The sequence below is a fragment of the Caballeronia choica genome, assembly GCF_001544535.1.
GTDB lineage: Bacteria > Pseudomonadota > Gammaproteobacteria > Burkholderiales > Burkholderiaceae > Caballeronia > Caballeronia choica.
Genome location: NZ_FCON02000081.1, coordinates 25,245 through 35,755 on the forward strand (window position 1 = coordinate 25,245; position 10,511 = coordinate 35,755).

At 60.0% G+C, this 10,511-nt stretch carries 6 protein-coding genes and 4 pseudogenes; 6 read left to right on the forward strand and 4 right to left on the reverse strand.

The window, feature by feature from the left end:
* Position 1: 1 nt before the first annotated feature.
* From AWB68_RS27805 to AWB68_RS27815, 4 genes and pseudogenes are all read right to left on the reverse strand, one after another.
* Positions 2 to 2,065: a hydantoinase/oxoprolinase family protein gene (locus AWB68_RS27805; protein ID WP_087647556.1), complete on the reverse strand. Its 2,064-nt coding sequence runs from the start codon at positions 2,063 to 2,065 to the stop codon at positions 2 to 4.
* 611 nt (positions 2,066 to 2,676) lie between these two features.
* Positions 2,677 to 3,366, reverse strand: coding sequence for a TetR/AcrR family transcriptional regulator (locus AWB68_RS27810; protein WP_087647557.1), 690 nt, complete (start codon positions 3,364 to 3,366; stop codon positions 2,677 to 2,679).
* A 505-nt stretch (positions 3,367 to 3,871) separates the two neighbouring features.
* Positions 3,872 to 4,036, reverse strand: a complete 165-nt coding sequence (locus AWB68_RS48375; RefSeq protein ID WP_160110076.1) for a hypothetical protein — start codon at positions 4,034 to 4,036, stop codon at positions 3,872 to 3,874.
* A 185-nt stretch (positions 4,037 to 4,221) separates the two neighbouring features.
* Positions 4,222 to 5,695: pseudogene (locus tag AWB68_RS27815) on the reverse strand (IS1182 family transposase).
* A 541-nt stretch (positions 5,696 to 6,236) separates the two neighbouring features.
* On the opposite strand from AWB68_RS27815, the pseudogene AWB68_RS27825 reads away from it, so the two are divergent.
* The 6 genes and pseudogenes from AWB68_RS27825 to tnpC form a co-directional block, all read left to right on the forward strand.
* A pseudogene (locus AWB68_RS27825) lies at positions 6,237 to 6,359 on the forward strand (IS6 family transposase); the annotation flags it as partial.
* A 130-nt stretch (positions 6,360 to 6,489) separates the two neighbouring features.
* A complete protein-coding gene (locus tag AWB68_RS27830; RefSeq protein WP_087647559.1) occupies positions 6,490 to 7,509 on the forward strand; it encodes an IS110 family RNA-guided transposase in 1,020 nt (339 codons plus the stop codon).
* Between the two features lie 279 nt (positions 7,510 to 7,788).
* Positions 7,789 to 8,182 (forward strand): annotated as a pseudogene (locus AWB68_RS27835) (IS6 family transposase); the annotation flags it as partial.
* Between the two features lie 82 nt (positions 8,183 to 8,264).
* Complete coding sequence (gene tnpA / locus AWB68_RS27840; RefSeq protein WP_235028533.1) at positions 8,265 to 8,693, forward strand: IS66-like element accessory protein TnpA; 429 nt, start codon at positions 8,265 to 8,267, stop codon at positions 8,691 to 8,693.
* Positions 8,690 to 9,034, forward strand: coding sequence for an IS66 family insertion sequence element accessory protein TnpB (gene tnpB, locus AWB68_RS27845; RefSeq protein WP_087647561.1), 345 nt, complete (start codon positions 8,690 to 8,692; stop codon positions 9,032 to 9,034). Before tnpA ends, tnpB begins: the two co-directional genes overlap by 4 nt.
* A 30-nt stretch (positions 9,035 to 9,064) precedes the next feature.
* Positions 9,065 to 10,445, forward strand: a pseudogene (gene tnpC / locus AWB68_RS27850) (IS66 family transposase); the annotation flags it as partial.
* Between the last annotated feature and the right edge of the window lie 66 nt (positions 10,446 to 10,511).

Sequence of the window (10,511 nt, forward strand, 5' to 3'; positions counted from 1 at the left end):
CTTAGTCCAGGCTTTCGATGACGTAGGTCTGGTAGTGGTCGAGCACCGCTTCCTGGCCGGGATAGATGACGATCGTGGTCGCGGGCTCCTCGATGATCGACGGTCCCGCGATGATGTTGCCGGGTGTCACTTTCGTGCCGTCGTACACCGGCACGTCGAGATAGCCGAGACCTTCGAAGCTCGCCGAACGCGTGCCCTTGCGCGCCTGATCCGGCTTCTCCGTGCCGAACGGCTGGCTGCGGTATTTCATCGTGTCGCGCGTGCCGATGAGGTCTGAGCGCACGCTGAGAATCTCGACCGGCTGTTCGGGCCGCTTGAACGAGTAAAGCTTCGCGTGCAGATCGTGGAAGTCCTGCAACGTCTTCTTGAGCGTGAGATCCGACACGCGCTTCGTGCGCGAGCGGATCGGCACGGTCACTTCGTGCGTCTGGCCGACATAGCGCATGTCGATGGAGCGTTGCGCAACGACTTCGATCACACCGTGCGCCGACGCAAGGAGCTCTTCCGGTTCACGCTCGATATCCTCGAAGATATGGTTGAGCACATCGAGATCCACCTGACCGATACGCGCGATGTAGCTCTTGACCTTCGAGATCTTGAAGTCGGAAATGAGACAGCCCAGCGCGCAGAACACCCCGGCGTTCTTGGGCACGAGCACCGTCTTGATGCCGAGATCCTTGGCCTGCACGCCCATGTGGATCGGCCCAGCGCCCCCGAACGCCATCAGCGCGAAGTCACGCGGATCGCGTCCGCGCGACACCGACACGTAGCGCACCGCGTTGGTCATCGCACCGTTGGAGATGCGGAAGATGCCGCTCGCCGCCTCTTCCACCGTGATGCCCAGCGGCTTGGCGATGCGCGTGCGAATCGCTTCGCGTGCCGCCTCGATATCGAGCGCGATCTTGCCGCCGCCGATGGCACCCGGATTCAGGTAGCCGAGAATCAGGTTGGCATCGGTGACGGTCGGCTCCTTGCCGCCGCGCCCATAGCAAGCAGGGCCGGGGTTGGAACTCGCGCTGCGCGGGCCCACGCGCAAGGCGCCGCCTTCGTCGATCCAGGCGATCGAACCGCCTCCTGTGCCGATCGAGTGGATGTCGATCATCGGCGCGGCAACGCGATAGCGATTGACCCACGAATCGACACCGATGTCCGGCGCGCCGTCGTTGATGAGGCAGACGTCGTAGCTCGTGCCGCCCATGTCGACCGCGATGATGTCCTTGAAACCCGACCATTCGCCCACCGCGATCGCCGCCGTGACGCCGCCCGAAGGTCCCGACTGGATCAGTTCCACGCCGCGCTCCGTGCAGTACGCAAGATCCATCACGCCGCCGTTCGAGAGCTTGATGAACAGCTTCCCGCCGAAGCCGCTCTCGACGAGGCGCGCTTCCAGTCTGCGCAGATAGTTGCTGAGCTTCGGGCTCAGATAGGCGTTGAGCAGCGTGGTGCTGAAGCGCTCGAACTCGCGCACTTGCGGCAGCACTTCGGACGAGATGGAAATATGCGCGTCCGGCAACTCTTCGCGAACGATCTCGCGAGCGCGAATTTCATGGACGGCATTCTGGAAAGAGAACAGAAAGCAGATCGCCACCGATTCGACGCCGAGCTTCCTGAGTTCGCGCGCCGCCTCGCGCACTTCGGCCTCGTCGAGCTCGAAGACGATTTTTCCCTCGCTATCGATCCGCTCGGTCACGCCCTTGCGCTTCTGGCGCGGCACGATCGGAAAGGGCGCCGGCAGACGGATGTCGAAATGGTCCTCCTTGAAACCAGTGCGCAGTTCGATGATGTCGCGAAAACCCTTCGTCGTGATCATCCCGGTGTTGGCCCCCGCGTACTCCAGGATGGCATTGGTGACGACCGTTGTTCCGAGAACGAAAGAACTCGTCTCACGGAACAGCGTCTGCATGTCGGTGTGAAAATGCTCGGCCATCATGGCCACTGCATTGAGAATGCCGGTTGCCTCATCGGAAGGTATGGTCAGCGTCTTGCCGCTGAACGTTTCACCTCCATTTCGGACAACGAAATCTGTAAATGTCCCGCCGACGTCGATGCCAATTTCGTAGCCCACGAACGCTCTCCCTTATCAACGTGCGCGGGCTGTCTCCGATGCCCGCGCTTATGCCAGATTTCGTCCTCGGAACTTGCTGCGTTCATCGGACGACCGCACAGTTCGACAGCGCCGCACGACGTCCCGATGTGAATCAGGAGACGTCAAGCCGCCGATCTGCCACCTTTGCAAAGCAACATGCAAATGATTTCAATGCGCCGGAAAATATCTCGTGGGCGCGGGCTTTTCGCGCACCGTATTGATCCGCCGCCATGCCAAACGCAACCCGAAAGTATCAATGCATTTTTATGACATCGATCACCTTATAGGTAGCGCTACGAATTCAGTATAGGTAATTTAACCTGTAAATCAAGGTTGAGTCTTTGTTAAAATGCGGCTTTGTTGGCTAGGACATACCCTGACTCATCCTATTAATAGGTATGTTAACCGCCTAAAACGCTCGCGCAGGAAGATATGGGCAATGCGGCGGCGTGCGCCGAGGCGGCGCGTTTAGCGCGCCATCAGGAGGGAGAAGGCGATGATTCAGCCGGGAGGCTTTAGCTCGAAATACGGAAGGAACATCTTTATGGCGACGCGGCGAACGAGCGGTCGCCGGAGCACAGCATGGCAACTCAGGTTGAGGCGTTGCTCAGCGCTCTCCAGACGCCCTTCGTCGCGCGTCGCAACGCTTCGCGCTCGGGCACGCTCGGCCCGCTGCGCCGACAGAACACGATCAGCCCTTGGACATGCGCCATGATCAGCGTGCCGCGCATGGTGCATTCCGCGGCCGACAGGGTTGGATTGATCGCCGCGATGAGATCGATCCAGATCTGGCAGAGTTGCTTGTTCCCCTCCACGACGAGTTCGCTCACGCCTTTGTCGCGCTCCGCCAGCGTCCAGATGTCGAGACAGAAGGCCGCTACGCTCGACTTCGGCTGGGTCGCATCGACCAGAACGTCGTCGAAAAAATCGTCGATCAGCGCATCGAGACGCGCTTCCGGCGTGCGGAGCTTGTTCTCGCTCAGCTTCGAATAGCGCTCGATGTAGCGGCTGTAGGATTCGCGGATCGTCGCGTGCAGCAGTTGTTCCCGCGTACCGAAGTAGTGCTGCAACGTGCTGAGCCTGATGCCGACGGCCTGGGCCACACGGTTCGCGCTGTAGCCCGCGTAGCCTTCCGAAGCAAAGACTTCGATTGACGCCTCGAGGATTTCAGGGATGCGGCTTGCCTTGTTTCCGCGCAGTCTCACTTTCGTGTCGGCGGGCTTGTCCCGTTCTTTACCGAGAATGTCCGCCGAAGTGATTTTGATCGCCATCGTTTTCATCAGGAAGTTCCAGTATCGAATTTCTCGTCTTCACGGCAGCGACGGGCATTTCCGACCATTGCGCGGCGCTTGGCCACTTCGCCACGGATAGCCTGCGATATCACGATGCACACGCCGCAATCTTAGCACGTCAGAACGGTAGAATAGGTTCGATTACCTATAACCAGATGGACCGTCAGGTCCGTTGAGTGTCTTGCAAACGGCGCGCATGGACGAGTAGATCGAGATGTTCCGGCGCCGCGACTCGCCGTGCAAGGGCCATCACTGGCGGGCGATATCGACGCGAAGAGTGGCCGGCAGTTCCCGTTCGCCTCGCCGGTCGATCACGTTCCAACCGGCGACATCAACGACGTGCCGACCGTCTTTCGGGACCAAGGTACGCTCTCGGCGATTCTCCGGAGGCTTCGCAACAGACAGACTGGAGTCGAGACGCCCAAGCGCCCCGCTTCCAACCGACTGATGAATCGCATAGCGGGGGCGATGCCCCGCACATTGACGCAACCCTTCAGGGTCTCCGTGTGCGCCCTTCCTCGTCGCATCCGTTGATGAACGTCTCATCATCGACGCGGCTCGCGATCACATCGAGTTGCACACGCGGGATGCATTTCGCGGCGAACTCGGCGATTTCGGCGCGCGGCGACTGCGTATCGCCGAAAAGTGGATCGGTCAAGTCACGGCAGCGTAGCTCACTTCATCGGATCGGTATAGGCGGGACGCGACCCATTGCCGCTTGAATGACGATTCGTGGGGCTTCAGTTGGCCCAGAGCGTGTCAAAACGCGTAGCCACTGTGAATTGACGAAACCTGGCTCGGCGCAGGTCGCGGCTTTTCGATTGCGGCAACCCGAACGTCAAATCACAGCCGAACACATCGCAAAGGCTCAACAACCCCGTACGGGCCTGACGCCCTCATCGCCTTCATAACCGCTTCTGAACCGAGTAGCTTGATCACCCGCTTCATGTTGTACGCGAGCACGTGCAAGCTCATCTCCGTGCTCACCCGCCCGATGGTCCGTGTCAGGAAATGAGTGGCGCCCATCCATGCCTTGATCGTGCCGAACGGGGGCTCGACAGTCTGTCGCCGGATACGCATCATCTCAGGCGCTTGATCAAGCCGCACCTGCATCTCATCAAGAACCGCTTCGTGCTCCCAGCGTGCCACCCGTCGTTGAGGGCCCGGCGTACAGTCCCCTTTTAGCGGACATTGCTGGCAATTCGAACTCCAGTACTTACTGATCTTCAGGCCGCGCTCAACGGTCGAGAATCGCCAGAGGAGCCGCTCGCCGGCCGGGCACCGATATTCGTTCGTCTGTGCGTTGTAAATGAAGTCATCCTTGCCGAAGCGGCCATGAGCCGTTGCGCTTGATGTCACCGTCTTCGGAACGAACACGCTTATCCCGGCCTCATGGCATGCGAGTATCTCCTCGCTCTTGTAGTAGCCGCAATCCGCAACTGCGGTGAGCTTGTCGACGGCCCTCTCTGTACGAGCAAGCTTCGCCATCGACGTCAACTGATCACGATCAATGCCATCATTGGTAACGACGCGCGCGACGATCAGATGGTGCTTCGTGTCCACCGCCGTCTGGACGTTGTAGCCGACGACTCCGGTTCCTCGTGTCTTCATCGAACGGGCATCCGGATCCGTGAGCGATACCTGTTTGTCGGGTGCCGCGTTGAGTTGGACCCCGATCTCCTTGAGACTTCGCATCTGTTCCTTCAAGGCCGTAATCTTGTCCTGCAGTCGCGCTGTTCTGGCCTTCGCAATCGCAGGCTCCTGTCGATCCGCTGTGTCCATCGCCTCGAGATAGCGAGCGATACTTGACTCGATGTCGCGCATGCGTCGTTCGAGCTTGGCGCTCGTGAAGTTGCGGTCACGATGGTTCACCGCCTTGAACTTGCTGCCGTCGATCGCAACGATCGCTTCGGCGAAGAGGTCCAGACGCTGGCATAGCAAGACGAACTGACGGCAGACGCTGCGGATCGCTTTGCCGTTGTCTTTACGGAACCGCGCAATGGTCTTGAAGTCCGGCGCTAGGCGGCCGGTGAGCCACATCAATTCGACGTTGCGTTGTGCCTCGCGTTCAAGACGACGGCTGGATTGAATACGATTCAGGTAACCGTAGATGTAGATCTTGAGCATCACCTCGGGGTGGTATGACGGCCGACCGGACAGCGCTGGTTCGACGCCTTCAAACCCGAGCTTATGAAGGTCAAGCTCATCTACAAAGACATCAACTACGCGCACGGGATTCGTGTCCGTCACGTAGTCATCAAGCTTCTGGGAGGAGAAAGCTTTGCGTACGATTTTCGCCTTGAACGAACCGTTTCATCTTGCTCATCTCCTCGCTACCAGATGAGCTACTTTAGCACTACAAAATTTAATTTTGACACAGTCTGGGCCGCCAATTGCCCTCGCAGACCGCCCGGGCGCTCCGACATGCCGCCGCCCAGGCCGTCGCCGTCAGTTCCCGCCAGCGCCATCGACTTACGCTGGGCAGCCCCGCAGCCGATGATGTCGGGTACGGCTCTACCCTTGGCCGGTCCTGCGGCCCGCCTTCTTGCGAGGAGGCGTTACCGGTGCGGCCACGCGCGGCGCGCGCTTCGCAGGTGGCCGCGCCGCCAGCACCGCATTCGCGCTGGCAAGTTCCCTCTGCATGCGCTCGAGTTGCCCGCTGAGCGCCTTGTTCTCTGCCCGCCCAGCCGAGAGATGCCCTTCCAGAGTGCCCACCTGATGACGCAAGTCGCCGACCTGCGCCCGGAGCGCCGCTTCCTGCTTCCGATATCGGTCCTCGCGCTGATCCGACTTACGAGGGCTTTGTCGCAGTAAGTGTCGGGTATCATGCGCCTCACAATAGAACGATCGGACGCGTGATGACGATTCTGAATCCAGCATTGGCACGGGTGCTCAGGCGTTTGCACTATCCGCTCGACGTGATCCTGACGTGCGTGCGCTGGTATGTGGCCTATCCGCTGAGCCTTCGACACCTGGAAGAATGATATGAACGCCTCCCACCCGTGAGCGGTGGAAGCGAAGAAGGAAGGTGGACCCTCACGGGCCGACGGCATCAAAGTGCCCAGGGTGGTAGATCATGCAGATCTTCACAGACAAACTGGAGGGTCCGACATGAAGCTTACGACAGTGGGTGTGGACATTGCAAAGAGCGTGATGCAGCTCCATTACGTCGACGCGGAAACGGGCGAGATCGTGAACAAACCGGTCAAGCGCGTGGCGTTTCTCGAGCACTTCGCGAACCGGTCGCCGTGCCTGATCGGGATGGAAGCCTGCGGCGGCTCGCAGCACTGGGCGCGCAAGCTCACGGCGATGGGCCATCAGGTGAAGCTTATGCCAGGGAAGTTCGTGAAGGCATTCGTGATGGGCAACAAAAATGATGCAGCCGATGCGCGTGCGATCTGGATGGCGGTGCAGCAGCCGGGCAAATCGGTCGCGGTGAAGACGGAAACGCAGCAGGCCGTACTGGGACTGCACCGGATGCGAGAGCAACTGGTGAAGTTCCGCACGATGCAGACGAATAGTCTGCGCGGCCTGCTGACCGAGTACGGCGAAGTGATGGGCAAGGGCCGGCCTGCTCTGGACAAAGCGATTCCGGGCGTACTGGAGCGGCTGGTGGATCGTTTGCCGACAATCCTGATCGACACGCTGCGCGAACAGTGGAACGGACTGGCTGAACTGGATAAACAGATTGCCCAGATCGAACGACGTCTGCAGACGTGGATGAAAAAGGACAACGCTTGCAAAGCGATCGCCGCAATACCGGGCGTCGGTCTGCTAACGGCGACGGCAGCGGTCGCAACAATGGGCGACGCGAAGACATTCCGGTCGGGGCGCGAGTTCGCGGCCTGGATCGGATTGGTGCCAGCGCAGACAGGATCTGGTGGCAAGGTCCAGCTCCAGGGGATCAGCAGGCGTGGTGACACATATCTGCGCACGTTGTTGATTCACGGCGCGCGCAGTGTGCTCTTCCACGCGAAAGAACCGGGGCCATGGATTGAGCAGATAAAAAAGCGGCGACCACTGAATGTGGTGATCGCCGCGCAGGCCAACAAGATGGCCCGGATGATCTGGGCGATCCTCGCGCACGACAGGCCGTATGAAAAGAGTTACGTGAGCGTGAAGCCGGTCTGACTGGTGAGCGGTACGCAGGAAGATCAATTTTTACCGGATGACACGTCGAAAGGTTGCGCTGGCAATCGTATGCGATGACAACACAGGCCGGACCGGGACTCGCTAAACCTGAATCATCTCTAGAGCTTCGGGCTCGTTTGAAGAATGAGGTGTGGGTCAGCGGATTTCATAGTGGGCCGCAGCGGATCAGGCTGCAACAAGCCCGGATATAGAGCTGCAACCCATCCTGTCGTCGTCTGAGCACACGAATAGCCGTCGCAAACGGGAGGCGTTCATATAGAGATGATGGCGGAGCGCGGAATCTCAGTCGACCATTCAACCGTGCACCGCTGGGCCATCAAGGTGTTGCCGGTACTGGAGAAGACCTTTCGCCGCCACAAGAAAGCCGTCGGCCGGAGCTGGCGAATGGACGAAACGTATATCAAGGTCCGAGGCCAGTGGAAGTATTTGTACCGCGCAGTCGACAAGGAGGGTAACACGGTGGATTTTCTGCTGCGCGCCCATCGTGACAAGGCCGCGGCGAGGCGTTACTTCGAAAAGTCAATCGAGCAAAACGGTGAACCCGAGACGGTGACAATCGATAAAAGCGGTGCGAACCTCGCCGCGCTGGACGCTCTCAACGCGGAGCGGGGAAACACCGATAAAGATTCGCCAGAACAAGTATCTGAACAGTAAGCGGCTCAGGAGGGCCGTTCTGGCGTACCGATAGAGGTTTTGGATAGTTTGGTATCCACCAAATTATGGTGGGAGCCAAAGTGGACAAGACGTGGGACGAGCGCGCCGCAGGCGGCGCATATAAGCGGCCGAATTTTCCAACCGAGTTCAAACGGCAACTGGTTGAACAATCGTTCGAGCCGGGGGCGTCGGTAGCGTTGATCGCGCGCAGTAACGATATTAATGCGAACCTGTTGTTCAAATGGCGGCGGCGTTATCTGGCAGGAGAGTACGGTTTGCCAGCGCTGCCGGAGGGCGCAGCGCCGAAACGCATACAGCAGGAGCCTTCGCTGTTGCCTGTGGATGTCGTCGCTGAGGCCGCCGAACATAGGCCATCGACGATGACCGTCGATACGGTACAGTCTCCAGAGGATCTTTGTGAGATCGAGTTCGACCGTGCACGCCTGAGAGTTCGCGGCAACGTGTCACCAGATATGCTGCGCCTGCTGATCCGGGAGCTTACCCGATGATCGGCCTGCCGGCTGGCACGCGCATCTGGATCGCCGCAGGTGTCACTGACATGCGCGCCGGATTCCAGGGGCTGGCGGCGAAGGTGCAGACGGCGCTCGAGGAGAATCCGCTGGGCGGCAACGTCTTCATTTTTCGTGGGCGACGCGGCGATCTCGTGAAGCTGCTTTGGGCGACTGACGACGGACTCTGGCTGCTCGCAAAACGATTGGAGCGAGGCCGTTTTATCTGGCCCCAGGCCGACGGCGGAAAGATCCATCTGACGAGCGCCCAGTTGTCGATGCTGCTCGAAGGTATCGATTGGCGGCAGCCACGACGCAGCGCTGCACTGTCAATGTTGTAGACCGCATCGAGGGCTCGTAAACTGCGATGCATGTCCGATTACAAGCCGCTTCCCGATACTGTTGCCGAGCTCCAGGCCCTGGTGCTCGCGCAGCAGGCATCGTTGCTCGAACAGCAGGCATCGATCGCGAACATGGTGCGGGAGATCGCTGCTCGGGACGACGAGATTGAGCGCCTGAAGGCGCAGATCGACAAGCTCCGGCGAATGTACTTCGGGAGCAAGTCCGAGCAACTGGCGCGGCAAATCGATAAGCTCGAAGCGCAGCTGGAAGACCTGACGGCCGCTCGAGGGGCCCTCGAGGCGCGAAGTCAACGAGACAAGACGTCGGCACCGCCGGTCGACAAATCCTGCGCACGCGAGCCCCTGCTGCCGCACTTGCCGCGTGAAAAGATCGAGCTCAAACCGGATTCGGCCTGCCCCAGATGCGCGACGACCATGCAGCTGCTTGGCGAGGACGTGTCCGAACAACTCGCGCGCGTCGCGGCCGTGTTCAAGGTGATCCGCACGATCCGCCACAAGCTGCTCTGTCCTGATTGCGGTCACACACATCGAACAACCTGCGATGCCCAGCCTGCCAATCGAGCGCAGCATCGCACATCCAAGCCTGCTGGCAGATATTGCGGTATCGAAGTTCGCGGATCACCAGCCGCTGTATCGCCAATCGGAGATCGCGGCGCGCGACGGCGTGTCACTGGATCGCGCCAGCATGGGACGCTGGATCGGGCAGATCGCCGAACTCTGCGGACCGCTTGTTGAAGCGATCAAGCGCTACGTTCTCGCCCCCGGGAAGCTGCACAGCGACGACACGACGGCGCCCATGCTCGCGCCGGGAAACAGGAAGACCGCGACTGGCCGCTTCTGGGTCTACGTCAAGGATGATCGCCGCTCGGGCTCACCTGACCCGGCCGCGGTTTGGTTCTCGTTCACGTCGGATCGCAAGGGCGTGCATCCGCAGACCCATCTCGCTAACTTCAAGGGGATACTGCAGGCAGATGCCTATGCCGGTTTCGATAAGTTGTACGCGAGCGGCGAGGTCCACGAAGCGGCATGCTGGGATCACGCGAGGAGGTACATATACGATGTTCACGTGCGCACGCCGACTCCGGATATCCAGCAACTGCTCGAGATGATCGGCGAGCTCTACAGCATCGAAGCCTGCATTCGCGGCAAGCCACCCGACGAGCGGTTGCGCGTGCGACAGGAGAAGAGCAAACCGTTGCTCGCGACGTTCGAATCGACGATCAAGGCGAAGCTCGCGACGCTGTCGAAGAAGTCCGCTCTGACGGCGGCGATCAACTACTCGCTGAACCACTGGGCAGCGCTCACGTTTTATTGCGAAGACGGTCGCGCCGAGATCAGCAACGCACTCGCAGAAAATGCCCTGCGTTGCGTGGCCCTCGGGAGAAATAATGTGGATCTGGAAATTATGTGGAGTCCGTCACTCTCGAAGAGTGCCATGCGAGTCGCCGAAGCGATC